Genomic DNA, 25010 nt, shown 5'->3' with positions numbered 1-25010 from the left:
AAGAGAGAACTTAGGTTCTCTCTTTCTTTTTAAATTCAAACTTTAAATCATTTATTTTTGAAAAAAAAATCTTAATCAAAAACAAAAAAATATTTCCAACTCCCGTGATCAATCCTTATATTTACACCCTTATTCAAGAATAATATCACTAAAATGAAAATATCTTACAACTGGTTAAAACAATTCATTAAAACAGACTGGACGTCTGAGCAAACTTCGGAATTATTGACAGATTTAGGGCTGGAAGTTGAAGTTATCGAAAAATATGAATCTGTAAAAGGTGGTTTAGCAGGAGTTGTTGTAGGACACGTGTTGACATGTGAAAAACACCCTGATGCCGACAGATTAAAAGTTACAACCGTAAATATCGGTCTTGAAGCGCCTATACAAATTGTTTGCGGAGCTGCGAATGTAGCTGCGGGACAAAAAGTACCTGTTGCTACTATTGGAACAGTTTTATACGATAAAGACGGTGCAGAATTTACTATAAAAAAAGGAAAAATTCGTGGTCAGGAAAGCCACGGAATGATTTGTGCCGAAGATGAACTAGGATTGGGTTCAAGCCATGACGGAATTATGGTTTTGGATGAAGCATTAACGCCTGGAACTCCCGCGGCTGAAGTATTTCAAATTGCAAATGATGAAGTTTTCGAAATTGGTTTAACACCAAATCGTGCTGATGCCATGAGCCATTTTGGAACCGCGCGTGATTTAAGAGCAGGAATGCTGCAGCGCGGTGTAAACGTAGAATTGATTACGCCTTCTGTAAGCAATTTTAGAGTTGACATGCGTACTTTAAAAATTGATGTAAGTGTCGAAGATTCTCATTTGGCACCAAGATATTGTGGTGTAACAATTTCCGGAATTTCTGTTGGACCATCGCCAGCGTGGTTACAAGATCGTTTAAAAGCAATTGGATTGACTCCAAAAAATAATATTGTTGACGTTACTAATTATGTTTTACACGAATTAGGGCAACCTTTGCATGCTTTTGATGCAGCAAAAATCAACGGAAAAATAATTGTAAAAACACTTCCTGAGGGAACTAAATTTACAACTCTTGATGATGTCGAAAGAACATTACATGCAGAAGATTTAATGATTTGTGATGAAAAAGGACCGCTTTGTATTGCGGGAGTTTTTGGAGGAAAAAAATCTGGTGTTACTGACGGAACTACAACTATATTTTTAGAAAGTGCCTATTTTGATGCCGTTAGCGTTCGTAAAACCGCAAAAAGACACCAATTAAACACAGATGCTTCTTTTAGATTTGAAAGAGGAATTGACCCAACAATCACGGAATATGCTTTAAAACGTGCTGCTCTTTTAATCCAGGAAGTAGCAGGTGGAAAAATCACATCTGACGTTATAGAAGTGTATCCTAAAAAAATAGAAGATTTTTCAGTTTTACTAAATTTCAGTCACGTTTACAAAATCATCGGACAGGAAATTCCAAAAGATACCATCAAAAAAATATTAGTTTCTTTAGATATTAAAGTAAACAGTGTTTCTGATTCTGGTTTAGGACTTACAATTCCGGCTTATCGTGTTGATGTTCAACGTGAAATTGATGTTATTGAAGAAATTCTAAGAGTTTACGGTTACAACAATATTGATTTTTCAAAAAAATTCAATGCTACAGTTTCTAATTCACCAAGAACAGAAGATTATAAAGTACAAAATGTAATTGCATCACAACTGAATTCTCAAGGTTTTCATGAAATGATGGCAAATTCTTTAACAACAGCAGCTTATGCAAAATTATCTACTGTTTTAAAAGAAGAACATAATGTTACAATGCTTAATCCGTTGAGTAGTGATTTGTCTACAATGCGTCAATCTTTATTGTTTTCAGCACTTGAAGCAATTTCATACAACATCAACAGAAGAAATTCGGATTTGAAATTGTTTGAATTCGGAAAATCATATCATAAATACCTAAATGGTTACGAAGAGCACAAACATTTGTCGCTGTCAATTTCAGGAAACAGAAATAAAGAGAGCTGGACAAATGCACAAAAATCGACTGATTTCTTTTTATTAAAAGGATATGTAAGTGCTATTCTATCTCGTTTGGGAATTGATAAAATCTCAAATGCGCCTGTGCAATCTGATGTTTTTTCTGAAGGAACTTCTATTTGCTACAACAATGATACTTTGGTTGAAATGGGTGTTGTAAAAAAATCAATACTGAAACATTTCGGAATTAAACAAGATGTTTATTATGCTGATTTTAACTGGGATTTGGTTTTAAAAATCATTACTGGAAAAATTAAATATTCTGAGATTCCTAAATATCCGGAAGTTCGCAGAGATTTAGCTTTGTTAATTGATCAAAGTACAACTTACGAAAGCATTTACAATCTGGCCAAACAAACGGAAAAAGCACTTTTGAAAGACATTAATTTATTTGATGTTTATGAAGGTAACAAACTTCCGGAAGGCAAAAAATCTTATGCATTAAGTTTTACTATTCAGGATAATACAAAAACGCTTACAGATTCTCAAATTGATAAAATCATGTCGAAATTACAGCAAACTTTCGAAACAGAATTGGGAGCTACTTTGAGATAAAATTTTATTTTATACATAAAATTCAGCCCGACAGGTTTTAAAAAACTTGTCGGGTTTGTTTTTGTTTTTTGTTTCAGGTTTCAAGTTTCAGGTTTCAGGTAGCTTTACTTTGAACATAATTTTTTACTGCAGAGTTCTCTAAGATTTACACAGAGTTTCGCAAAGAGATTAAAATAAGTTTTAACTTTAAAGTTCGCAAAGCTTTGTGAACTTTGCGTAAATCTTAGAGAACTCTGCGGTTAATTAAACGTTCAACAAACCTGAAACTTGAAACCTGAAACAAAATTATTTAAGCAGAAAACTTAAGATACGCTTTCATTAATTTTTCATCGTATTTATTTGTTTTATAAGCCGGACCATTGTATTTAGAAGCAAAATCTGCCCATTTTTTGTTTCTTAAAAGACCAATCAAATTATTCTTTGCCAAAAACATGCCGAATGCTTTTAAATGTTCGCCTTCGTTTAAATACATCTTTTTTACATACTCATCTATAGACGCATAACCAATAGGAACTGCATTAAACCCCATTATTTGATACAAACCCCAAGATGCGGAACATTTTGCTGCATCACTAAATTTCTTGTCAGGATTTAAACGTATTGCTTTCTCCAATCTTGTATATTCTGCGGCGCCTCCTAAATAGTACTTTTTTGTATAATTTTTATATAAAACATCCTGATTATTGGCGTTGGCGTAATTAGCCGGATCTATATTTCGTTTTTCGAGCTCTTTCCAAAAAATATGCCCCTCAAATAAAATCTTCGGACGCCCGTCTACCAAAAATCCCTTCCCTCCGCTTTCAACTTCATTAACCGCCTTAACAATAGCCAATTCAAGATTGTGGGTCTTTGCAAAATCAATCAGGTTTTGTTCTGAAAGCAATTTATTATTTGAAGAAAACTCCTCTTTGCTTTTCTCGATAGTGCAGACCACGTTTTAAGCCCTACAATTCCATCTACAACCAAATTATTTTTTAGCTGAAAATCCTTCACAGCGTTGTTTGTTTGAGTCCCAAAGTAATCAGAAACAATAACGCTGTATTTTAGTTTTTCCAGAAGTTCATTTAGGTAATAAACTTCGTTTGACCTGAGTCCAAATTTTATAGTTTTCATACTTTTTATTTATAATTATTTTTGATGGTAGTTTTATTTATTTTATCTGCTTATTTTTTTGCATCAAAATAAACAATATAAAAGTAATATTTATTAAATAACTATAAAACAGTACTTTAGCTTATTTTTAAAATAATTCAACCTAATGAAAAAAGGGTGAATTCACCCTTGTGTTTCTGCAACGATTAAAATACTTTTGGCAGAAATATATAATAAAAATATTGTTAACTAAACCTTTAACCAATTACATTAAAAATGAAAAACCCTCCCGCTAAACCAAGTCAGTTAATTACCAGAGAATTTGCTCAGGTATTGAACTTAAATTACAACAAAAAGAAAGCCGATTTAAAAACCGGTAAGTCTTCCAAAAAAGAAAAAGAAGAAGCAAATGCCATTTGGTATTCGATAGAAGCTTTAGAAAGTTACATTCACTATGTAAAAACCCAGGGCGCACAAGATGGCTACAATGTTGATGGCATTCGTTTTTATTTTGGTGTTTATCCTGAAGATGAAAAACACGAAGAAAAAGCAGGACAAACAACTTTATTTTTAGTACCAACAGGTAAAAAAATAGAGGCTGCCAATACTGCAAAAATTCAAAGCTTTGTCGCTATACAAGATGATGCACCAAGCGACATACAAAGCCTTGAACCAATGAATTATGGAAATATTGGCAGACCGCCAAGTTTAACATATTAAAAAAAGTTTATGTTTGAATTTTTAAGATCTTATGTTATCTATTTTGCTTTATTATCAGGAATTATTGGTTTGATTTCATTACACAAACTTCCTGATACTAAAGCAAAATCTTTAGTTATTTTAATTTGGTTTTCGATACTTATAGAAATTGTTGGCTACTATTTTACATACTGGACAGGTTTATTAAATTATTACGTATATAATTTTTACATGCTCATTAGTATTTCTGCCTACATATTGATTATCAGGAGTCTTTTACCAAAACGGAATAACAAAATATCAGCCTTTCTGTTTTTAATCTTGTTTGTGTTTTCTTTTTTCCTAAACCTTTTATTTTTTGAAAAAGACATGAACAACTCTTTTATTTATAGTTTTGCCGTTGGCGTTTTGGTAGTTATGATATTATCTTGCTTATATTTGGTAGAAATTTTTAATTCAGACAAAATACTAAACTTTAAAAAATCAGTTTTCTTTTGGTATATCTTAGGAATTCTGGTTTTTCATGTTCCTTTTTTACCTTTCATGCTAGCCATAAAATGGTTCTTAGTCAAACAGGATGAATCCATTTTTAGTCTGGTATTGTTTATTCTGAATTTTTTAGCACATAGTTGTTTTATCATCGGGTTTTTATGGAGCGAAAAGAAGTACAATTATTAGTTATTTTGTTAGGTATAGTTTTCTTAACTTTACTAATCATTTTGCTTGTCATATTCTTTTATTTCTTAAAGAAAAAAAATAATTATCTGGTTGAAAAGATGGAAGCTAATCTTTATTTTCAATCAGAATTAATCAAAACCAGAATTGAAATAAAAGATCAGACGCTTTCTGAAATTAGCAAAGAACTTCATGACAATATCGGGCAAATCGTCTCCGTTGGAATTATGCAGCTCAATATGTATCTCAATAGCGAAAAGCCCATTCAGCAAAACGAATTAAGTGATTTAAAAGATATATTAGCGAAATCGCTGGACGAAATTCGAATTTTGTCCCGAATTATCAATAAAGATAATTTACTGCAAAGCAATTTTATCGAAGCCATAAAACAAGATTTAGAGCGTATAAAAAAGCTAAAAAGCATTCAGTATAAATATACACTTTCCGGAGAAATACCCGAGATTAGCGGAGAACATGATTTGTTTATTTACCGAATTTTTCAGGAAGCTTTGCATAATAGCCTAAAACATTCGCACAGTGACAAATTTGAAGTGAATATTACCACAACAGACGATATTTTTTGCCTGAAAATTAAGGATTTCGGAATTGGTTACGACGCGCTCAATACAAATTCAGGCCAGGGATTGGGCAATATGAAATTAAGAGCTAAATTAATTGGAGCTGCTCTAATTATGGAATCAGACGCATCAGGAACTACTGTAACTTTAGAATACCCTTTAACTAAAACCAATGAAACCTAAAAACAAAATTATTATTGTAGATGATCATTTACTGTTTTCGCAATCGCTTGAACTTTTGATCAATAGTTTTAAAGATTTTGAAGTAATAAACCGCTTTGAAAATGGTAAAGTATTTATTACGCACTTACAGGAAAATGTCGATACCGATGTTGATTTAATTTTACTAGATGTAAATATGCCTGTTTTAGATGGCATTAGCACCATGAAATGGATTAAGGAAAACAGGCCACAACTTAAAGTTATCGCTCTTTCTGTAAATGACGACGAAGAAGTGATTATAAAAATGATTACCAACGGTGCCAAAGGATATTTACTAAAAGATACTTCGCCGGAAATATTTAAGGATGGCATTGTCTCTGTTATCGAAAAAGGCTTCTATTTTACCGAATTAGTTTCGGGAATGCTGGTGAAGAAAGCCAACGACGATTCAAAAAAGATCAATTTAAAAGAAAAAGAAATTGTTTTCATAAAACATGCCTGCACTGAGAAAACATACAAGGAAATTGCTTCTGAAATGTGTTTAAGCCCAAAAACAATTGATGGCTACAGAGAGTGTTTATTTGATAAACTCGAAATTAAAACCCGAATAGGCTTAGTACTATATGCCATAAAACACAAAATTGTCTTAGTTTAATCACTAAGACAATTTTTTTGAACTTTAATCAAACGGAATTAATTTATCTGTTGGTAAGTCGTATTCATATAATTTACCGATTGCATCATCAAGATATAACCACTGAATTATATTAGTATGATGCTCAAAATCATTTGATATTCCTAAAACGATATAAGAATGGTTTTCTCTGTCTTTTTCTTCAATTGAATAGCTTAAATCGGCGTTTGAGTCTTTTATAGTACTTTTTACCAGTTCGTTTTTTGAATTTGCAAGATAATATTCGACTTGTTCGTAGATATGATCTTTAAAATCTGCTGTAAAATCGCTTTTCTCTGAATAATATTTTATTGGTTTAGGATGTTTTTTTCGAAACAAACTTACGTTCCCATCTTTTATTTTTTTTGCATTTACAAGCCATTCAGCAAATTCCAGTTTTTCTCCTTCACCAGCTTCATAAATGGTATCCATTTTCCAGGATACATCCAGTAAATCTCCTCTTTTAAAAGCTTTGGCATCTGCAAGATCTGTATAAAACGAAATGAGTTTTTTGTCTTTCTGAACCGTAAATAAAGCGTAATCTCCATTTCCATCAAAATTGACAAACTCAACAGTATCATCATAAACTTGTTCTAACTGTAGCTTCTCGCCTGTTCTTAAATTACTTTTCAGGTTTAAATCTGAAGAATTATCAGTTACATTCTTTGCAGCTGTGGTATCCTGCTCAATGTTTTTATTCAAATTTTCGGCAGTAGTTTCTTTATTGTCTTTACAGGAAAATAATACGGCAAGTAATGCCACACAGTACAATTGCTTCATAGTAGGTTTATTTTAAATGATTTGGGTCATTAATACGTAATTGCAGCAAATATAGGATTATCCTTTATTTTTTCTCGTCCATTTAAAAAAGAAAGTTCCATTAAAAAATTAAACTGAACAATTTCGCCTCCTAATTCATTTACTAAGTCGGCCAGTGCTTTTGCTGTTCCGCCAGTTGCCAGAACATCATCGTGAATTAAAACTTTATCGCCTTTTTTGATAGCGTCAATATGTATTTCTAACGAATCAGTTCCATATTCTAATTCATAAGAAGCAGAAATTGTTGTAAAAGGAAGTTTTTTAGGTTTACGTACAGGAACAAATCCTGCATTTAAGCGATCGGCCAATAACATTCCGAAGAAAAAACCGCGACTTTCTGCTCCTATTACCACATCGATTTTTTGTCCGTTTAAAGAATTTAGCAATATTTTAAGGCATTCTTCTCTTGCAATAGGATCATTTAGTAGCGGAGTGATATCTTTAAATAAAATTCCTTGTTTAGGAAACCCCTGAATATCACGTATATAATTTTCAATCTTCATTTTTTTTTATTTTTATGTTATTTTTCGTTTGTATATGTCACATTTATGCCTATATTTGCACCCGCTAACAGCAATCAACAAAGGTATAAAAAATACCTTATTGAAAAACAAAAGGCCTCGTGGCGCAACTGAATAGCGCATCTGATTACGGCTCAGAAGGTTACTGGTTTGAATCCAGTCGAGGTCACAAAAAAGCCAAAAGGCGCCAATTGAAGACAATTGGCGCCTTTTTTTATATACCTATTAATAAATGAGTTTGGCTCGTTTTTGCTTTATTAGCTTTTTTTAAATAACACTAATAAAAAGAAATAAACTACAAATCATAAGTGTTTATGCGAAAAGGGCAAATTTAAAATTTAGTATGATAACCTAACAGTATTCGAACAACAAGAATGTAACAGATTAAGGCTCCATATTATCCTAAACTGTTTTCAATTGCTTCTTAAAGGCAAATAATGAAATCTCCTTAGAAAATAGTGTCCTATTTCATATTACCAGCTATTCACTGGTTGATTTTCCTGTAATTTCTTTTAGGTTTTTGTTGAGATAATTGACATGTACACAAAGTTTATCAGCATATTCTTTTGGTGTGCGTACTTGTACCCTATCGGCGGGAGAGTTGATAGAAAACTGCTGTTCTAAAAGATCAAAGAACTTTTCAGTAATTCTCTGGGGAGCATTACGCAATTCATTCCTGCTTACATTAGGTATTAATTTCTGTCCATAATGAATAAGTTCTGCTATATAAGCTCTTATAAGATCATATCTATAAACATAATCACTATTTATTTCACTGCATATCTTTTCAAAAATAATACTCAGTTCTTTCTTTTGCTTGAATGAAATATTGAAAACAGGGTAATGATCCGTTTTAAAAATAGGAAGGGCATCGGGCAGTATTTTACTTTTTTTATTAAAAAGAAAATCGGCAGTGAAAATACAGAAATAACCTCCATCCTGAAGATCCTGGTCAATGTATTGGTAAGGAATGCTGGGATCAGCAAACAAAAGCCCGTTTTCTTCTACATCAACAGTAGTATCTGCATACTTAACTTTGGTACTGCCAACAAGCAATGCAATCTTAAAAAAAGATTTACGGTTATAAAACATCGCGGCATCGACAGGCTTGAGTTTATTGAGATCTTTTATCCTAAACACATTAAAATGCCCCGACTGAGCAGGAATATCATTAGGAGAACCTGAAAGAGTGTGTTTATAAAAATCTTCTAATGATGTTGGCTTCATTTATACAATTAATACTTTAATTATGCATTTACCCGATACTGCAACGGCGTAAGTCCTGTCTTCTGCTTAAATAATCTAGTAAAATGCTGCTGATATTTAAAACCTAATTCATAAGCAATATCGCTTACCGATTTTTCGTGATCAAATAATATTGTCTTTGCTTCATCAATCAATTTTGACTGAATATAATCTAATGCCGTACTTCCGGTTTCTTTTTTTATAATGTCTCCAAAATAATTTGCCGATAGAAATAACTGCTCAGCACAATAGGTTACAGAAGGAAGACCTAAAGTCTTAGACTTACCCGAAGTAAAATAATCCTTGAGCAGATTTTCAAAACGAATCAGAATATCTTTATTTACATGGTTTCTGGTTATAAACTGTCTGTCATAATACCGCATGCAGTAATTCAATAAAAGCTCTATATTAGAAACTACAAGTGTTTTGCTATGCTTGTCAATATTTTGGTCAATTTCAGTGAGGATTTTTTCAAAACAATCGTTGATGGCTTTTCTTTCTTTTTTAGATAAATGCAATGCCTCATTAACTTCATAAGAAAAAAAAGAATAGTCCTTGATCTGTTTAGCAAGACTTGTCCCGGCAAGCAAATCAGGATGAAAAACGAGTGCTTTGCCCCAAGGTTTAATAATCTCCTTCCTGCCGTCAATTCCATAAATCTGACCCGGTGAAATAAAAACCAACGTACCGTCTTCATAATCATAAGACTGGCATCCGTAACGCATATCGCCACATTTTATATATTTTAAAAACACACAATAAACACCCATATATCTTTTAAAATACTGGTATGTTGGTATTTCATCAAAATTGACAACGCTTACAAGCGGATGTAAAGTCTCCACTCCTACTGAATCATTGTATTGCTTAACGGTTTCAATTCTATCAATTCGTTCCATAACCAAATGTTTTATACAAATTTAGCAAACAGAGCCATGTAAATGATGATTACAATTCAAAATCAGTAAAAATGGTAAATACATCTGTATTATGTATAAAATCAGCTCCCTTACAATCGCGAAATTTGTAATAGTTAAAATTAGAGAATTACTAATAATTCTTTCATTTACTTTAGTAAAGATCTCAACATGTTTAATTTATAAATCCACATAGCTATGACAAAAAAGAAATTTCGACTCTCTATACATATATTCACTTTCTGCTTAATTTTCAATACAATGACTTCACAAAACAACGATAAAAAAGATCAAACCTTAAATACACACCAGCAAAGCATGGCTGTCATTGCCGCACTTACAGCCACAGGAAATTTAGAACAATTAAAACCTGCCATAAATACTGGTCTTGATGCCGGACTTACCATAAATGAAATAAAAGAAGCTATCGTACAGCTTTATGCCTATTGCGGATTTCCCCGAAGCTTAAATGCTATCAATACCCTTATGGTAGTTCTGGAAGAAAGAAAGTCTCAAGGTAAAAAAGACACTGAAGGAAAAGAGGTTTCAAAAATAACCGTAACCGACAAATACAAATCAGGAAAAGAGAATCTTCAAAAATTAACGGGTAAAGAAGATATGGGGCCCAAAACAGGTGCCGCCGCTTTTGCTCCTGTAATAGATACTTTTTTGAAAGAACATCTGTTTGCCGATATTTTTAATCGCGATGTGTTGAATTTCCGTCAGCGAGAGTTTGTAACCATATCAGCACTGGCCGCAATGCAAGGAGTTGAGCCGCAGCTGCAGGCGCATCTGTTTATGGGTAAAAATACCGGAATTACGGATACCCAGATTTTGGAACTTATTGTTATTATCGAAAAAACAGCAGGAAAAGTACAAGCCAATGTTTTAAGAAATGCTATTGGACATCCTGTTACGCCAATTATAGAACCTGATATGATGGTAAGGATTTCTGAAATAGAAATTATACCGGAGTATTTAGACCAATACAAAGCTATACTTGATAAAGAATCTTCAGAATCAGTGAAATTGGAAGCCAGAGTAATTGCCATTTATCCTATGTTTCAAAAAGAAAATCCTTTACAGATCAGGATAGTAGAAATATACGCCAATCAAAACGCTTATAGATCTCATTTGCAGACACCCCATTTTCAGCATTATAAAACAACTACTTTAAAAATGGTAAAATCATTAAAATTAATAGACATGACTGCTTTAGATCCTGAGATGATGCAACTTATTTTTGAAAAGATTGGAAAGTAATTATAATAAGAAACAAGCCAATGGATGCAAATGATTTTAAAGCTTTTAAGATTGAGAATTTAGATACTTACACGCCCTCTTTTGGCCGAAAAGATCTTTATCGAATATGTTTGGTATACGGGAAAAGTACGGTGCATTTTAGAGATAAAAGTATGACTATAAGCGGGACATATCTGTTTTTTGGAAATATAAATACTCCCTATTCATGGGAAACAGAATCTGAACAAAGTGGCTACAGCTGTCTCTTTACTGAAAATTTTCTAAAGGTAGCCGGATATTTTGATAATACAGAACTGCTTTCTATTTTCAATATAGAAAAAGTTCCTGTATATGAAGTTATTGGAGATAATGAAAAAGCAAATATTAAGTTCATTTTCGAAAGAATTCTGGAAGAAAGCAACGGGCAGTATCCAAAAAGAAAAGACCTAGTTCGAAATTTCATCAGTATATTGATTCATGAAGCATTAAAACTGAATCGTAACGGAGATAATCCTGCTGCCTTCACTAGTAAAAAAGCCTCAGAAAGAATCTCTTCCAAATTTTTAAATCTGCTTAATGAACAATTTCCCATAGAGGATAAAAATTGTATACTTCCTTTTAAAACCGTTGCTGAATTTGCGCGCCAGTTGAATGTTCATCCCAATTACCTGAATCGTCTGGTAAAAAGGGAAACCGGAAAAACAATTTTAAAAATCATCAATGAAAGAATTGTAACAGAATCCAAAATTTTACTGCTGCATACAGATTGGACCATTACAGAAATAGCGTGCACACTCGGGTTTGAATATACCTCCTATTTTGATAATGTTTTTAAAAAGACAACGGGTTTAAGTCCAAAATTATTTCGGAAAACAAACTGATATTTAATACTGAATTAAAAACAATTTAAATCGAATCAAATGTCTCAGTCCACTTTTAAAATTATAACTACAGAAGAACATTTTGTTCTTCAGGAAATTTCACGCAAAGTATTGACGTTTAATAGCTCAAAAAGTACTTCAAATTTATCATCTATCCAAGTACAAAAAGAACTAATGTCAATTGTTATGCCCAATACTGATGCAATAGAAGATGTAGCGGAACTCCGAATTAAATTTATGGATGACAGTGGCATAGACATGCAGATATTATCTTATGGAGCAGGAAGTCCGCAGAATATTACAGACAAAATTTTAGCATTAGATTTGTGTAAGCAGGCCAATAATGAATTAGCACGGCTGATCAAAATACACCCAACCAGGTTTTCCGGATTAGCAGTCTTACCCATGGCAGATTCTATAGCAGCGAGCGAAGAACTGGAAAGGTCAGTAAATTTATTAGGTTTAAAAGGTGCTATGCTCTCAGGAACTTATAATGGACGTTTTTTGGATCATCCTGAGTTTCTACCTGTTTTTTATAAAGCACAGGATCTTAATATACCTCTTTACATGCATCCTGCCCCAATATCAGAAAACATTGCAAGTTCTTATTATCAAAGTGATCAGTGGCCTGCTATAGCGGGGGCAATGTTTGCTGGTGCAGGTTATGGATGGCATTTAGATTCCGGCATTGGAATTATAAGACTAATTATTTCAGGAATTTTCGACAAACTCCCTGCCCTTAAGCTTATATCTGGCCATTGGGGCGAGATGGTTCCTTTCTACTTAAATCGCTTAGATGATCAGCTTGGTAAAACTTTAAAATTAAATCGAAACATTTCTGAATATTACAAAAGAAACATTTACATCACACCAAGTGGCCTTTTTTCTGAAGCCCAATTGCAATTTGCCATTTCACAAGTTGGATCAGACCAGATACTGTATTCTGGTGATTATCCTTTTTTGATTGATAAAAATACACGCAGTTTTCTAGAAAATGCCTCTATATCAAATGAGGATAAAGAAAAAATTGGCTATAAAAACGCAGAGAGCCTTTTTCATCTCTAACACTACTACATTACTTATTTTAGTTTGAAATACTTTCATTTCAGCGCTAAAATGGTTTGAAATTCATAAATATCAGTATAAATCTTCTTAACAAATTACCTCTAATGCAGTATAATTTTGCTGTATAACTTAATAAAGAAAATATGAATACAATACTAGTAAACACTGTTTTAGGCAAAGTCGAAAACATTGAAGAGATTTTACCTCAGGAATTCGCTGTTGTGGCAGCCTTGAAAAAAGAAGGGGTTTTAGCACATCTTTTTATTAAAGATGCTATGGGTGGTGCCGTTCTTGTTTTTAATGAGACAGATCAGGATAAAGTACAAAAACTGCTTGCCAGATTACCACTTTATAAATATTTTGAAAAAATAGAATATACGCTGTTAAACCAACAATTTTAATCATGAAAAAAGTATTATTTGTAGTTACAAGTTGTAATGAAAAAGGAGAAACAAAGCTTCCAACCGGATTTAATTTAGCTGAAGTTACCCATCCGTTAGAAGTTTTGGAAAATGACGGAATTCATGTAGATATCGCTTCTATAAAAGGAGGAGCCGCTCCACTTGACGGATTAGAAGATTTTAGCGATCCTGTTATTGCCAAATATTGGGAAGATATGAATTTTAGAAACAAAATTGATAACACTCTGAAACTGGAAGATGTAAATGTAAAACAATACGATGCGATATTTTTTGCAGGCGGGCACGGAACGATGTGGGATTTTCCAGAGACACCGGCCGTTATAAATGCAATTCGTGAAATATATGAAGACGACAAGATTGTATCAGCAGTATGTCACGGACCTGCAGCACTTGTAAATGCTACATTAAGCGATGGTTCGCACTTAATCAGCGGAAAAAAAGTAGCCGCGTTTACAAACGAGGAAGAGGAAGAAGTTCAATCTACACATGTCGTTCCTTTTATATTAGCCGATGCCTTAAAAATTAATGAAGCCTTTCATCAGCCCGCACCAAACTGGAGTGATAATACCATTGTAGACGGTCGTTTAATTACAGGTCAAAATCCGCAGTCTGCTGCCAGTGTTGGTAAAGCATTGTCTCAATTATTGTTAAACAAATCAAAAGTTTAAAATGGATAATATCGAAAATAAAGTAATTGTAATTACAGGTGCAAGCAGCGGGTTGGGCGAAGCTTCTGCAAAAGCATTATCAGCAAAAGGTGCAATTCTTGTCTTGGCGGCAAGACGTTTAGAGCGTATTGATGCACGTGTGGAAGAGTTTTCTAAAAATGGAAAAAAAGCGCTTGCGGTGCAAACCGATGTGACCGATTTTGCACAGATGCAAACCTTGATGAAAGAAGCTGTAAATAAATTCGGAAAAATAGATGTGCTGCTTAATAATGCAGGAATCATGCCCTCAACACCAATAATGGATTGTGATGTAACAACATGGAATCAGGTTATTAACGTGAACATAAACGGGGTTTTGAATGGTATTGCAGCAGTACTGCCCTACTTTAAAGAGCAAAAATCCGGGCATATTATAAATGTATCTTCGGTTGCGGCACACAAAATTGGTAAAGGATCAGGAATTTATTCTGCTACTAAAACTGCTGTAAGAGCCATTTCAGAAGGTTTAAGAATGGAAGCCAAAGATTACAATATTAGAACGACTATTATTTCTCCGGGAGTTATCGATACCGAATTGCCAAGTGCAAGCGGTGTTCCGGATCAATTAACCCAACAATTCTATCAGGCTGTGGCTATTCCTGCAGATTCTTTTGCACGAGTTGTAGAATTTGCTATCAGTCAGCCCGAAGAAGTTGACATTAATGAAATTCTGTTTAGACCTACGCGTCAGGAGTATTAAATCACAAAAAAATGAAAAAAATAACCATTATATATTTTTCTGGTTCAGGCAGTACGGCAAAACTTGCCCAATCAATTGGCAAAGGGGTTTCGTCATTGCAAGAAGCTTCACTAAATATTATTTCAATAGATGAAAATGATATCACAAAGGGACGCTATAAAAATGATGCTGTCATAAGTCAATTAGATGAAAGTGATGCTATCATATTTGGAACGCCCACTTATATGGCTGGATGTGCCGCACAATTTAAAGCATTTGCCGATGCAACAATTGGAAGCTGGTCACAGCAAAAATGGAAAAATAAAATTGCAGCAGGATTTACGGTATCAGGAACACCAAGCGGAGACAAAGTAATCACTTTACAGTCTTTACAAGCCATTGCAATGCAGCATGGAATGATCTGGCTGGGCACAGGCGAAATGCCTTCACAGTCAAACGGTGTAAATCGCTTAGGAACTTGGATAGGCGCTATGGCTTTTGCCGAACAAAATACGGCATCATCCATTACAAAAGACGATTTATTGTCTGGAGAAGTGTTTGGCAAAAGAATTGCCGATTTTACAATTAATCAGTTACGCTAATAACCCTTTAAAACTAACCAATGAAAAAAATAACCTCTTTTAAAAATAAAGACCTTAAGATGGCTGCTGAATTACATCTTCCGGATAATTTTAATGAAACAGCTAAATATCCAGCTATAGTATGCATACATCCAGCCGGCGGAGTTAAAGAACAAACAATTGGGCATTATGCCTCTAAATTAGCCGAAAACGGATTTATAGCTTTAACTTTCGATGCTTCTTATCAAGGCGAAAGCGAAGGACTTCCCCGTTATTTAGAAGATCCTACAGCCAGAGTTGAAGATGCGCGTGCCGGAGCCGATTATTTAGCTACTCTTCCCTACATAGATATAGATCGCCTAGGTGTATTTGGCATTTGTGCAGGTGGTGGTTATGCCATAAGCGTGGCGCAGACAGAGCATCGTTTTAAAGCAATTGCTGTTATAAGCGCTTCTCCAATGGGCGAAGGTTTTAGAAATTTCCTAGGATATGAAACCCCTGCTCCTGTTTTGTTAGACTTACTGAAAAACGTAGGGATACAGCGAAATCTTGAAGCAAACGGAGCTGAACCCATGTATATGCATTGGGTGCCGGAAACAAAAGAAGAAATTAATGAAAACACACCCGATTTATTAAGAGAAGGCCACGACTATTACAAAACTTCAAGGGCACAGCATCCTAATTCTGTAAACAAGTATCTCTTTACCAGTGCAGATCGAATTTTAGCTTTTTCTGCTTTTGATCAAATTCCGGCCTTTTTAACACAGCCAATGCTATTAATTGCCGGAAGTAAAGCTGATACTAAAATTTTCAGTGATCAGGCTTTTGAGCTTGCACAGGGAGACAAAGAATTATTTATTGTTGATGGGGCCACCCATATCGCCATGTATGATATTCCGGAATATGTGGATCAGGCAGTAGCTAAACTAACTGAATTTTACAGTACTACATTGTAATTTTGAGTTAATATAAGTTGGAGATTAAAAATGGAAGAGCTTGAGTTAGATAAAAACTGCCTTAAATGCTCTTCCTCCTTTTATTTGTAGATTCACAATTTAGAGCTGCTGCTTTTTTTTACAAAAAGTTAAGACAGTCTTTTTTTATTCTTGCAATAATTATATATAAATCTAAATACATTTTCGCTTCTATCCCCAACAGTACATCTAAACCAAAATTACAAAGCCACAGGAAGACAGATAACTACATATAATAAGCCAATTTTTTCAAATCATCCAAAAAAAATGTGGGAATTTGTCCCGTCAAGGTCACAACAAGCCAAAAGGCGCCAATTGAAGACAATTGGCGCCTTTTTTTTATTTATGCTAATAAATGCGCTAATTTGAATCATTTTTGCTTTTATTTTTTATACAATGGCTCAAAACAAAGAATATGTATTTATACAAAAAAAAGGCAAATTTTATGTTTATCAATCGATAACTTAACAGGATTCGAACACCTAGAATGGAACAGTAAATAAAGGGATTGAAAAATTTATTTTAAATCAAAAAATTCCTAACTGCCCTAAAAGAATCGTCCCTGCACTATAACAATGGAAAGATTTTATTTTCCCATTTTCGATTTTGAAAACATCACAACACGGTACTTCTATTATTTTTCCAGTAGGTTCGATTATTCCTGACGAAAACTGCAATGGTCCTTTATGAGTTCCATTTAAAGATAATTCTACCACTACAGTATTTTGATCTTCCAAAACATATAGTTCATATAGTTCTCTGTGCATATCGGGAAAAGCTGCGGCATAAACATCTACTGTTTTTCCAATATCTTCACCATAATATTTAGTTCCGGCAGAGACATCCCAAAAATAACCATCATCTGTAAAAAGTTCGACAAATGCTTTGGCATCCTGGCTTTCTGCCACACTGTAAAGTTTTCGGATTAATTTTTCGTTTTCTGAATTTGAATTTATTATTGAAGCTTTCATAATTGTTGTTTTTTAATGTTTAGTATTTAAATATAAATTGACGTTTTTACTTAAACAGTTTTGAATACAAAACCGTAAAGCCCACCGATAATTCTTATGATTTGTTTTATTTTTTGCTGTCAACAAAAACATATAGTTTTTGCACTTTTCCATTTTCAATAACAAATAAATCCATTCCGGTAACTGCAGCAGGATTTGCCTCTGATCCATTCTGCCAGTAAGCACGAATAATATTGTGGTGACTTTCAATTGATTTTACAATAAATTTATATCCTGGAAATTTTTCATGAAGATTATCTACAAATTCATTGATCTGTCCACTGCCAACAGCACTAAAATGATTATCCAACACTTCGATGTCTCTGGCATAAATGTCATTCATTGCTGCTATACGTTTTGCTCCATCAGTTCCGTTCCATATCTCAAAATGACGCTCTACAATTGCATTGTATTGCAATGGATCGGCTGTTTGATTTTTTAATCTCACAGCAGATGTTTCATTTTTTGGCGACCATAACATTTGTTTAGGATTTGTTTTTTCATATCCTTTTCCGTCAGGATATGAAACCAGCTCCATTTTAGAACCCCAAGGTGTTTCGAAATATACCCAAGATTCTCCAGCCGTATCTCCAGATGGAGTTAAATATGGTTCTCCCAATATTTTTACGCCCTTAGATTTCAGATATTTTACTGATTCTTTTATATCTGATGTATAAAAAGCAATATGTGAAGCTCCGATATCGTCTGAATTAGGATGTACTTTACTGCCTTTATTATCAGCGTAACTAAATACCTCAATACTTGCGCCTGTTCCGGCATTTATCATTTTTATAGTTACAGCTCCGGTAGTAGGATTTATATGATTCGCTTCTTTCCAGCCAGCGTCCAGCGGTATAGGTCCAAGTTGTGTTACAGGTTTAAAACCAAGTACATCACTGAAAAATGTTATTCCCTGATTTAAATCCGGGACATTAATTCCAACGTGATCGATTCCAATAATTCCTGCAGTATTTTGAGCCTCTGCTTTTTCTGAAGCAGAAAAGAAAAAAACGAGATTTAATAGAGCAACTGCAGAAGTTTGAATTTTTTGATTTGATTTATAATTTGTTTTCATGATTACTGTTTTTGACGTATTTATATATAATTTAATTTGATTTTTTGATGTGAATTAATTACTGTAAGCTGCTAACCATTTTGCTTTGATGGCTGCACGAGCCTCTATAAATTCTTTATCCGTGCCTTGAGCGATCGCATCCAGAGGAAAACGAAGCGGTCTGTCTCCTTTTTTCATACTTACCAAATCCAGAATTCCGTCAGCAATAGTCTGAGGATTCATTTCAAATTCAGCCATTTTACCAAACAAGGCGGTTCCTAATGCATTAAATTTTTCCGATGCTGCTTGTCCATAATCTTCTATAATTTCAGCTTTATCGGCATGAATACCAGCTTTAGAACCGTTATTCATTTCTGTTGGATAAACTCCCGGCTGAATGCTCACGTTTTCAATTCCGTAATCTTTTAATTCATCCTGGAGACCTTCGGTAAAACTTTCAACCACCAGTTTTGAGGCGATATATGGGATCATAAAAGGAAGTGTATGGCCACTCGCTCCAGTAGTAATATTGATAATAAGACCATTTTTTTCTTTTCTCATAGAAGGAAGTACGGCCTGATACATGCGAAGTACGCTGTAAACATTAACATCGAACATCCTGCGGACCTGATCAATTGAATATCCTTCCAGCAGACCAAAACCGCTTACTGCAGCATTATTGATAAGCACATCAATTTTTCCGTATTTAGTAAGCATTTTTTCTACAGCATTACTAACCGATCCATCATCTGTAATATCTATATCTACTACTTCAATGTTATCAATAGCAGTTAATTCTTTTGCTGCTGCTGCATTTTTATCTTTTGTATTTCGCATTCCTGCAATTACTGAATGACCGGCATTTGCTAATGTTATAGCTGTAAGTTTACCAAATCCTGAACTTGTACCGGTAATGAAAATTGTTTTTGACATGATTTCTAATTTTATATGTTTATAAAGTTTGTCCCTTTTGAACATTACAAAGTTGCGACAACTGTAAAACCTGTACATTGATTAGAGATAAGTAAAAACTTGATATAGATCAAGTGTTCAGCATAGAGCATTAAAAAAGGAGCTTTAAGCTCCTTTTTTAATTATTTTTTTGCCGTCTGTTTTCGTATACGGCTTAATGTTTCTGGTGTCATGCCGAGATATGAGGCGATCATGGTCTGTGGTATGCGTGAAGCAAAACCCGGGTATTTATTGATAAAGTTTAAGTACTTTTCTTCTGCCGTAAAACTAAGTGATGCCTGAATTCGGTTTTGTGCTGCAATGAAGCTTTTTTGTAAAATCGCATTTACCATACTATTAAAGGCTGGAATTTCCCTGCAAAGCATTTCAAAATTTTCATGGGTAAACAATATTAGCTCACTGTCTTCAATTGCATCAATATTAAAACGTGATGGTTGTTGAAACAGCAGGCTTTCTCTATCGCCTGTCCACCAATTTTCAATACTGAAACTATTTACATGTTCACTTCCTTTTTCATCTACAGAATAAGTCCGAAGACATCCCTGACTAATAAATGCATCATATTTCCAAATATCCCCTTCCTGAAGAAGATACTGTCTTTTACGCAGTTTTTTTATAATGGCAAAGGATTTAATATAAGCAGACTCTGAATCTGTCAGGGTTGTTTTATCGTCAAGATATTTTTGGAATATTTCATACATACAAATGTAAAATTATGCAAAAGCTCTCTTATCGGCAAATTTATCTCAGCAGATATAATGGCAATTTTGTCGACATTAAGGTTTATAAAGAAAAATTTTTAAGTTCATTATGTATTATCATATGACCAAAAAAGATATCAATCCCCAACAGGCATCCAAACCAAATTCATAAACACACTCAAAGACAGACAACATATAATAAAACAATTTCTTCAAATCATCCAAAAAAAATATTGAAATTTGTCCCGCTGAGGTCACTCTACGGGACAAAAGATAAAAATCATCTTTTGTCCCGTTTTTTTTTCCAGTAACCTATTGTTTGCCATATAAATACATGCTTGAGTATATTTACTATAAATATGCTTAAATTAGCATAGCAATAATACATGAAAATTATTACCATTTAAATAAGAAGAGATGGAAACAATTATTATAAAACAAGCTAAAAGATTTAGAAATCACACCATCATAATATCATTTTTAGCATCTGTGATTTTTTTGGCAGTTACAATTATGGTTATAGACTTATCTGTTTTTCTGGCAGTATTTTTGGGTATTATTGGACTCTTATATCTTTTTTCTTTTATAAAAAACACGCGTGTAACCCAGGAACCTGCTGAAATTATTTTGAGTGATAGGGAGGTCTTTTTTAATTCAATAGGAACTTTTGCCTGGGATGAAATAAATGCGTTTGAAGTAAATAAGAGAACCAGCCATAACGAATACAATGAAAAAAGTACTGCTACTCACTTATATATACTGTTAGAAAATAAAAAATCCTTTTATTTTCAAATCGATTTACTTGAGAAAAATGAAAATGAAATCATGGCACTTTTTATGACGTATAAACCAGTTCTCCGAAATTCACATTTCTAGCAATGGGCTAAAATCCTATTTGTAATGTTATGGTATTAAACTCCTGCGTTGCCTTATCAAAAATAAGAAGAAATCTATTTGCCTGAGATTCAAATTTTAACCATCAATTTTCTGAGTGTAACTATCAGGCAAAGTTTTTCAATACAATTATAGTAACTAAATAATTTATTGTTTTATAAATATCAAATACCTTTTTCAACGATACTTTTTGCCTTTCTATCGAAATACAATTGATCCTGGGAAGTTTTCTAATGACCTTTACATAAGAAAAGAAAGCGATAATGCTTATAACTTAAAACTTTAGATTATGAAAGCAACCATTGGGATTACAGAAAAAAACACAAACGCTGTTTCAAATGAATTGGCAAAATTATTGGCTGACGAATTTGTACTTTATACTAAAACAAGAAATGCGCACTGGAATGTAACAGGAGATAATTTTCACGCAAATCACATTTTCTTCGAAAATCAGTACAAACAACTGGATGAAATTATAGATAGTGTTGCAGAGCGTATGCGTAAAATTGGTCACTATGCTCCTGCCAGCTTAAAAACATATCTTGAGCTTACACATCTTACAGAATATAGCGAGAGAACAAATGACGGATTAGGTTTTATGAAAGACTTGTTGCAGGATCATGAAAGTATTATTGATTTTCTTCGAGGCAACATCACACCCTTTGCCAATGATTACAAAGATTATGGTTCAAGTGATTTTATTACCGGATTATTAGAAATTCATGAAGAAATGGCCTGGATGATTCGCTCTTACTTTAGATAAAATAATTAGGAATAAGTATATTTGTCTAAACCAAAAACCAAATACCATGAAAGCGTTGATTGTTGATGACAATGATATTGCAAGAACCACTTTGTCTCATTTGGCAAAACAAATTCCGAATCTTACTGTTGTAAATGAATATTGTAATGCCATTGAGGCATACCATCATTTACAGGAAAATCACATCGACCTGATCTTTCTGGATATTGAAATGCCGGAGATGACTGGAATCGAATTGACAAAAAACCTTTCTGGCAAAGATATCATTATCATTTTTACGTCTTCAAAAAAGGATTACGCGCTCGAAGCTTTTGAGCTCAACATTGCAGATTACATCCTTAAACCCGTTACGCCTGCCCGATTTTTACAAGCAGTCAGTAAAGCGCAGTCGATTATAGAAAGCCGAAAAGAAAACATACAATATGGTAAAGAAGAATTTTTATTTGTCAGGGATTCTAATATTACAAGACGCTTAAAACTGGATGATATTTTTTATGCAGAAGCCATGGGCGATTATGTAAAGTTTTACACTAAGGAAAAAATGTTTGCCATACACGGCAAAATGAAAACAGCCGAAGAACGTCTGCCCAAAGATGATTTCATAAGAGTGCACCGTTCCTATATTGTCTCTATTAGTAAAATCGACACTTTGCAAGACGGCGGTATTATGATCAATAAAAAATTTATTCCAGTTGCCGATGCTTACCGAAAAGCACTGAACGCCAGAATGAATGTTTTTTAAACAAAATTTATTTTGCCTGAATAAAGTTCTATTCTCTTGTTTTATTCAATTAAGACAAACAATTTATTTACACCTGTTTTTATGATAAATACATCTACTCTAATGGGCAACAAACGCTTTAGTTATTTTATAATAAGCAGTTTTATTTTATGCAGTATATTATTAATAGCTGTACAAATAAATTCTGCTAAAAATACTAAAGAGCTCATCAGAAACAATAATACACTCTTAAACGAATTGCGTTCAAGCAATCATTTAAGAGAGATCGACCGCGATATTTTGAGTGTTGAAAGCAGAATCAGGGCTTCTATCGCAACCAACGATACAACCCATTTGGAAGGTATCGACCAAAAAATAAAGCAGATCAGAAATTTTCTTGATTCGCTATCTGTAGACAATGAAGATCATGAGGAAGAAAAGTTAATACAAAGACTGGGGATTCTTGCACAAAATAAAATGATTACTAAGGGTAAACTGCTCCATCGCTATGACTCTTTGGGGAATATGGATGATGAAAGTTCTATAGCCAACCCACAAGCCAGAATAATTTCGAATGAGATTACCGACATAACAGCTAAGATTTATCAGAAACGTCAGGTACGAATGGTGGAGCTCAGCAATTTAAGTCAGGAAATGGGGCGTCGTGCCAAGTTATATGACATTTCTTTGTTGTTTTTATTGGTCATTAGCGGTGCTGTAATTGGTTATCATATCATGCGTCAATTCAGAAGACAGCATCATTTAATTAAGGAATTGGACATAGCCGAAAAAAAAGCATCTGTTGCCGCACAGACCAAAGAAAATTTTCTGGCCAATATGAGCCACGAAATCAGAACGCCCCTCAGCGGAATTTTAGGATTTACCAATTTACTGCAGAAAAGGCCTTTGGATGAAACTTCTGCAGAATTTGTTACCTCAATTCAGCGTTCCGGAGAAAATTTAATGACAATCATTAATGACATACTTGATTTATCTAAAATCGAAGCCGGAATGATGCGTATTACTCCAGGTATATTCAGCATTAATGGATTACTGAATTCTATTGAAACCCTTTTTTCTGAACGTGTAAAAGAAAAAAAACTAACTATTTCCAGTAAAGTAGATGCCTCTATTCCCGATACTTTAGTTGGTGATGCCACCAGATTGACACAAATATTGGTGAACCTTATTGGAAACGCGATAAAATTTACCCATCAGGGAACCGTAAGCATTGAAGTTTATAACAAGGAACAAAGTGAAAATCAGATTACTTTGGGCTTCAAAATTACGGATACGGGAATTGGGATTGATAAAGAAAAACTAACAGAAGTTTTTGAAAGATTCAATCAGGGCGAAGATTCGACAACCAGAAATTATGGCGGAACCGGGCTTGGATTATCAATTGTAAAAAGGCTTATTTTATTGCAGGAAGGTGATATCGAAGTAAGCAGTGAACAAGGAAAAGGAACGGCTTTTAATTTTTATATTCCTTATGGAATTTCCAAAAAACAATTCAATTCAGTACCCGTCGCAGATATTGACCATTTTAAAGACATGTCTAATACCGCATTGAGAGTTTTGGTTGTAGACGACAATGCGATCAACCAAAGTTTGATGAAGCACTTGCTCTCGCAATGGAATATTGATTTTGACATAGCCTCTAATGGTTTAGAAGCGGTTGAATATCTGAGAAAAAAAGAATGCGATCTTGTACTTATGGATTTACAAATGCCTCAAATGGACGGATATACTGCCGTACAGGAAATTCGTGAAATATTAAAATTAGATATTCCTATAATCGCCATGACCGCTCATGCACTTCCCGGCGAAAGAGAAAGATGTTTGAGCCGAGGCATGAATGAATACATTTCTAAACCTATAAAAGAAGAGGAACTGTATAAACTGATTACTAATTTCGGACTGAAAGAAGCAAAATCTGAAGAAATGAAGATCAGCCAAAATAATACTGTTTTTGAGTTTATTGATCTTACCTATATGCAGTCTGTAAGCGGCGGAAATAAAAGCTTTGAACAAACAGTTACAACACAATTCGTTGAGAATGTACCGTTACATTTGGAACAGCTTATCACAGCTTACCAAAATGAAGATTTTAAAATCGTAAAACTCAGGGCACACGATTTACGATCTAGTGCCGCGATAATGGGTTTACTGCCAATTCTAGAACAAAAACTTAATCTTCTTGAAATGGCCAAAGAGAAAAACACAGCCTTACAGCAGATTATAGAGGATGTAGAAAGCATTCTTACTTCTGCAATTGCTGAAGCCAAAATAGTATTGGAAAATCTGCGACAATAATTTTACTTCAAATACAAAATCATCTTATTTATAATATTCAATTGAGAGACTGTTCCCCAAAGGCAGTCTCTTT

27 protein-coding genes and 1 tRNA gene are annotated in these 25010 nt (G+C 33.8%); 18 read left to right on the top strand and 10 right to left on the bottom strand.

The window, feature by feature from the left end; translation table 11 throughout:
- Positions 1 to 153: 153 nt before the first annotated feature.
- Complete coding sequence (gene pheT / locus SD960_RS01040; protein ID WP_318800359.1) at positions 154 to 2574, top strand: phenylalanine--tRNA ligase subunit beta; 2421 nt, start codon at positions 154 to 156, stop codon at positions 2572 to 2574.
- A gap of 289 nt (positions 2575 to 2863) precedes the next feature.
- Here pheT and SD960_RS01035 read toward each other — a convergent pair whose 3' ends face one another.
- Positions 2864 to 3457 (bottom strand): N-acetylmuramidase family protein, encoded by a 594-nt coding sequence (locus tag SD960_RS01035; protein ID WP_318800357.1) that lies wholly within the window; start codon positions 3455 to 3457, stop codon positions 2864 to 2866.
- Complete coding sequence (locus SD960_RS01030; RefSeq protein ID WP_318800356.1) at positions 3436 to 3687, bottom strand: peptidoglycan-binding domain-containing protein; 252 nt, start codon at positions 3685 to 3687, stop codon at positions 3436 to 3438. Before SD960_RS01030 ends, SD960_RS01035 begins: the two co-directional genes overlap by 22 nt.
- A 255-nt stretch (positions 3688 to 3942) precedes the next feature.
- Here SD960_RS01030 and SD960_RS01025 point away from each other — a divergent pair, with 255 nt between their 5' ends.
- The 4 genes from SD960_RS01025 to SD960_RS01010 all read left to right on the top strand — a co-directional run bounded on the left by SD960_RS01025 (position 3943) and on the right by SD960_RS01010 (position 6435).
- Positions 3943 to 4386, top strand: coding sequence for a hypothetical protein (locus tag SD960_RS01025; RefSeq protein WP_318800355.1), 444 nt, complete (start codon positions 3943 to 3945; stop codon positions 4384 to 4386).
- A gap of 9 nt (positions 4387 to 4395) precedes the next feature.
- Positions 4396 to 5043, top strand: coding sequence for a hypothetical protein (locus SD960_RS01020; RefSeq protein WP_318800354.1), 648 nt, complete (start codon positions 4396 to 4398; stop codon positions 5041 to 5043).
- A gap of 98 nt (positions 5044 to 5141) precedes the next feature.
- Complete coding sequence (locus SD960_RS01015; protein ID WP_318800353.1) at positions 5142 to 5801, top strand: sensor histidine kinase; 660 nt, start codon at positions 5142 to 5144, stop codon at positions 5799 to 5801.
- Positions 5791 to 6435, top strand: coding sequence for a response regulator transcription factor (locus SD960_RS01010; RefSeq protein WP_318800351.1), 645 nt, complete (start codon positions 5791 to 5793; stop codon positions 6433 to 6435). Before SD960_RS01015 ends, SD960_RS01010 begins: the two co-directional genes overlap by 11 nt.
- Before the next feature lie 24 nt (positions 6436 to 6459).
- Here the strand turns inward: SD960_RS01010 and SD960_RS01005 are convergent, their stop codons facing one another.
- Positions 6460 to 7233, bottom strand: a complete 774-nt coding sequence (locus SD960_RS01005; protein ID WP_318800350.1) for a hypothetical protein — start codon at positions 7231 to 7233, stop codon at positions 6460 to 6462.
- 29 nt (positions 7234 to 7262) lie between these two features.
- Positions 7263 to 7775 (bottom strand): adenine phosphoribosyltransferase, encoded by a 513-nt coding sequence (locus tag SD960_RS01000; protein ID WP_318800349.1) that lies wholly within the window; start codon positions 7773 to 7775, stop codon positions 7263 to 7265.
- Between the two features lie 113 nt (positions 7776 to 7888).
- On the opposite strand from SD960_RS01000, the gene SD960_RS00995 reads away from it, so the two are divergent.
- A tRNA-Arg gene (locus tag SD960_RS00995) sits at positions 7889 to 7962 on the top strand.
- Positions 7963 to 8273: 311 nt separating this feature from the next.
- Here SD960_RS00995 and SD960_RS00990 read toward each other — a convergent pair.
- Together SD960_RS00990 and SD960_RS00985 are read right to left on the bottom strand one after the other, a co-directional pair.
- On the bottom strand, positions 8274 to 9020 hold the full coding sequence (locus SD960_RS00990; protein ID WP_318800348.1) for an AraC family transcriptional regulator: 747 nt from the start codon (positions 9018 to 9020) through the stop codon (positions 8274 to 8276).
- Positions 9021 to 9040: 20 nt separating this feature from the next.
- Entirely contained in the window at positions 9041 to 9937 is an 897-nt protein-coding gene (locus SD960_RS00985) for a helix-turn-helix transcriptional regulator (protein ID WP_318800347.1), read from the bottom strand.
- A 279-nt stretch (positions 9938 to 10216) separates the two neighbouring features.
- Between SD960_RS00985 and SD960_RS00980 the strand changes: the two genes are divergently transcribed.
- The 8 genes from SD960_RS00980 to SD960_RS00945 all read left to right on the top strand — a co-directional run bounded on the left by SD960_RS00980 (position 10217) and on the right by SD960_RS00945 (position 16488).
- Positions 10217 to 11218, top strand: a complete 1002-nt coding sequence (locus SD960_RS00980) for a carboxymuconolactone decarboxylase family protein (RefSeq protein WP_318800345.1) — start codon at positions 10217 to 10219, stop codon at positions 11216 to 11218.
- Positions 11219 to 11238: 20 nt separating this feature from the next.
- A complete protein-coding gene (locus tag SD960_RS00975; protein ID WP_318800343.1) occupies positions 11239 to 12078 on the top strand; it encodes a helix-turn-helix transcriptional regulator in 840 nt (279 codons plus the stop codon).
- A 39-nt stretch (positions 12079 to 12117) separates the two neighbouring features.
- Complete coding sequence (locus SD960_RS00970; RefSeq protein WP_318800342.1) at positions 12118 to 13143, top strand: amidohydrolase family protein; 1026 nt, start codon at positions 12118 to 12120, stop codon at positions 13141 to 13143.
- Between the two features lie 143 nt (positions 13144 to 13286).
- A complete protein-coding gene (locus SD960_RS00965; RefSeq protein ID WP_318800341.1) occupies positions 13287 to 13544 on the top strand; it encodes a muconolactone Delta-isomerase family protein in 258 nt (85 codons plus the stop codon).
- A gap of 2 nt (positions 13545 to 13546) precedes the next feature.
- Complete coding sequence (locus tag SD960_RS00960) at positions 13547 to 14233, top strand: type 1 glutamine amidotransferase domain-containing protein (RefSeq protein WP_318800340.1); 687 nt, start codon at positions 13547 to 13549, stop codon at positions 14231 to 14233.
- A gap of 1 nt (position 14234) precedes the next feature.
- Complete coding sequence (locus tag SD960_RS00955; RefSeq protein ID WP_318800338.1) at positions 14235 to 14972, top strand: SDR family oxidoreductase; 738 nt, start codon at positions 14235 to 14237, stop codon at positions 14970 to 14972.
- 11 nt (positions 14973 to 14983) lie between these two features.
- Positions 14984 to 15553, top strand: a complete 570-nt coding sequence (locus tag SD960_RS00950) for a flavodoxin family protein (protein ID WP_318800336.1) — start codon at positions 14984 to 14986, stop codon at positions 15551 to 15553.
- A gap of 20 nt (positions 15554 to 15573) precedes the next feature.
- A complete protein-coding gene (locus SD960_RS00945) occupies positions 15574 to 16488 on the top strand; it encodes an alpha/beta hydrolase (protein WP_318800335.1) in 915 nt (304 codons plus the stop codon).
- A gap of 545 nt (positions 16489 to 17033) precedes the next feature.
- Here the strand turns inward: SD960_RS00945 and SD960_RS00940 are convergent.
- From SD960_RS00940 to SD960_RS00925, 4 genes are all read right to left on the bottom strand, one after another.
- Positions 17034 to 17477: a nuclear transport factor 2 family protein gene (locus SD960_RS00940; protein ID WP_318800333.1), complete on the bottom strand. Its 444-nt coding sequence runs from the start codon at positions 17475 to 17477 to the stop codon at positions 17034 to 17036.
- A gap of 106 nt (positions 17478 to 17583) precedes the next feature.
- Positions 17584 to 18591: a VOC family protein gene (locus SD960_RS00935; protein WP_318800332.1), complete on the bottom strand. Its 1008-nt coding sequence runs from the start codon at positions 18589 to 18591 to the stop codon at positions 17584 to 17586.
- Between the two features lie 54 nt (positions 18592 to 18645).
- The gene (locus SD960_RS00930) at positions 18646 to 19503 is read right to left on the bottom strand and encodes an SDR family oxidoreductase (RefSeq protein ID WP_318800330.1); all 858 of its coding nucleotides are present in this window, start codon (positions 19501 to 19503) and stop codon (positions 18646 to 18648) included.
- A 161-nt stretch (positions 19504 to 19664) separates the two neighbouring features.
- Positions 19665 to 20243, bottom strand: coding sequence for a Crp/Fnr family transcriptional regulator (locus SD960_RS00925; RefSeq protein ID WP_318800329.1), 579 nt, complete (start codon positions 20241 to 20243; stop codon positions 19665 to 19667).
- Positions 20244 to 20660: 417 nt separating this feature from the next.
- Here SD960_RS00925 and SD960_RS00920 point away from each other — a divergent pair, with 417 nt between their 5' ends.
- From SD960_RS00920 to SD960_RS00905, 4 genes are all read left to right on the top strand, one after another.
- A complete protein-coding gene (locus SD960_RS00920; RefSeq protein WP_318800327.1) occupies positions 20661 to 21119 on the top strand; it encodes a hypothetical protein in 459 nt (152 codons plus the stop codon).
- Positions 21120 to 21426: 307 nt separating this feature from the next.
- Positions 21427 to 21900 carry a Dps family protein gene (locus SD960_RS00915; protein ID WP_115845837.1) on the top strand — a complete coding sequence of 158 codons (474 nt, stop codon included), beginning with the start codon at positions 21427 to 21429 and terminating at the stop codon, positions 21898 to 21900.
- Between the two features lie 46 nt (positions 21901 to 21946).
- Positions 21947 to 22642 carry a LytTR family DNA-binding domain-containing protein gene (locus SD960_RS00910; RefSeq protein ID WP_318800326.1) on the top strand — a complete coding sequence of 232 codons (696 nt, stop codon included), beginning with the start codon at positions 21947 to 21949 and terminating at the stop codon, positions 22640 to 22642.
- An 81-nt stretch (positions 22643 to 22723) separates the two neighbouring features.
- Positions 22724 to 24937, top strand: coding sequence for a hybrid sensor histidine kinase/response regulator (locus SD960_RS00905; RefSeq protein WP_318800325.1), 2214 nt, complete (start codon positions 22724 to 22726; stop codon positions 24935 to 24937).
- Positions 24938 to 25010 lie beyond the last annotated feature (73 nt).

Source organism: Flavobacterium sp. MMLR14_040 (genome assembly GCF_033657265.1).
Taxonomy (GTDB): domain Bacteria; phylum Bacteroidota; class Bacteroidia; order Flavobacteriales; family Flavobacteriaceae; genus Flavobacterium.
Note: the sequence above shows the minus strand (reverse complement) of the source record. Positions and strands in the feature narration are given on the sequence as shown.

What these genes read in the sequence shown, in the direction of transcription:
- SD960_RS00910 (WP_318800326.1), top strand. Translation starts at nt 21,947, where the DNA reads ATGAAAGCGTTGATTGTTGATGACAATGATATTGCAAGAACCACTTTG.
- SD960_RS00935 (WP_318800332.1), bottom strand. Translation starts at nt 18,591, where the DNA reads ATGAAAACAAATTATAAATCAAATCAAAAAATTCAAACTTCTGCAGTT.
- SD960_RS00960 (WP_318800340.1), top strand. Translation starts at nt 13,547, where the DNA reads ATGAAAAAAGTATTATTTGTAGTTACAAGTTGTAATGAAAAAGGAGAA.
- SD960_RS01015 (WP_318800353.1), top strand. Translation starts at nt 5,142, where the DNA reads ATGGAAGCTAATCTTTATTTTCAATCAGAATTAATCAAAACCAGAATT.
- SD960_RS00980 (WP_318800345.1), top strand. Translation starts at nt 10,217, where the DNA reads ATGACTTCACAAAACAACGATAAAAAAGATCAAACCTTAAATACACAC.
- SD960_RS00945 (WP_318800335.1), top strand. Translation starts at nt 15,574, where the DNA reads ATGAAAAAAATAACCTCTTTTAAAAATAAAGACCTTAAGATGGCTGCT.
- SD960_RS00940 (WP_318800333.1), bottom strand. Translation starts at nt 17,477, where the DNA reads ATGAAAGCTTCAATAATAAATTCAAATTCAGAAAACGAAAAATTAATC.
- SD960_RS01020 (WP_318800354.1), top strand. Translation starts at nt 4,396, where the DNA reads ATGTTTGAATTTTTAAGATCTTATGTTATCTATTTTGCTTTATTATCA.
- SD960_RS00915 (WP_115845837.1), top strand. Translation starts at nt 21,427, where the DNA reads ATGAAAGCAACCATTGGGATTACAGAAAAAAACACAAACGCTGTTTCA.
- SD960_RS01030 (WP_318800356.1), bottom strand. Translation starts at nt 3,687, where the DNA reads ATGAAAACTATAAAATTTGGACTCAGGTCAAACGAAGTTTATTACCTA.
- SD960_RS00920 (WP_318800327.1), top strand. Translation starts at nt 20,661, where the DNA reads ATGGAAACAATTATTATAAAACAAGCTAAAAGATTTAGAAATCACACC.
- SD960_RS00955 (WP_318800338.1), top strand. Translation starts at nt 14,235, where the DNA reads ATGGATAATATCGAAAATAAAGTAATTGTAATTACAGGTGCAAGCAGC.
- SD960_RS01000 (WP_318800349.1), bottom strand. Translation starts at nt 7,775, where the DNA reads ATGAAGATTGAAAATTATATACGTGATATTCAGGGGTTTCCTAAACAA.
- SD960_RS00950 (WP_318800336.1), top strand. Translation starts at nt 14,984, where the DNA reads ATGAAAAAAATAACCATTATATATTTTTCTGGTTCAGGCAGTACGGCA.
- SD960_RS01010 (WP_318800351.1), top strand. Translation starts at nt 5,791, where the DNA reads ATGAAACCTAAAAACAAAATTATTATTGTAGATGATCATTTACTGTTT.
- SD960_RS00965 (WP_318800341.1), top strand. Translation starts at nt 13,287, where the DNA reads ATGAATACAATACTAGTAAACACTGTTTTAGGCAAAGTCGAAAACATT.
- SD960_RS00970 (WP_318800342.1), top strand. Translation starts at nt 12,118, where the DNA reads ATGTCTCAGTCCACTTTTAAAATTATAACTACAGAAGAACATTTTGTT.
- SD960_RS00975 (WP_318800343.1), top strand. Translation starts at nt 11,239, where the DNA reads ATGGATGCAAATGATTTTAAAGCTTTTAAGATTGAGAATTTAGATACT.
- pheT (WP_318800359.1), top strand. Translation starts at nt 154, where the DNA reads ATGAAAATATCTTACAACTGGTTAAAACAATTCATTAAAACAGACTGG.
- SD960_RS01005 (WP_318800350.1), bottom strand. Translation starts at nt 7,233, where the DNA reads ATGAAGCAATTGTACTGTGTGGCATTACTTGCCGTATTATTTTCCTGT.
- SD960_RS00925 (WP_318800329.1), bottom strand. Translation starts at nt 20,243, where the DNA reads ATGTATGAAATATTCCAAAAATATCTTGACGATAAAACAACCCTGACA.
- SD960_RS01025 (WP_318800355.1), top strand. Translation starts at nt 3,943, where the DNA reads ATGAAAAACCCTCCCGCTAAACCAAGTCAGTTAATTACCAGAGAATTT.
- SD960_RS00990 (WP_318800348.1), bottom strand. Translation starts at nt 9,020, where the DNA reads ATGAAGCCAACATCATTAGAAGATTTTTATAAACACACTCTTTCAGGT.
- SD960_RS00985 (WP_318800347.1), bottom strand. Translation starts at nt 9,937, where the DNA reads ATGGAACGAATTGATAGAATTGAAACCGTTAAGCAATACAATGATTCA.
- SD960_RS00930 (WP_318800330.1), bottom strand. Translation starts at nt 19,503, where the DNA reads ATGTCAAAAACAATTTTCATTACCGGTACAAGTTCAGGATTTGGTAAA.
- SD960_RS00905 (WP_318800325.1), top strand. Translation starts at nt 22,724, where the DNA reads ATGATAAATACATCTACTCTAATGGGCAACAAACGCTTTAGTTATTTT.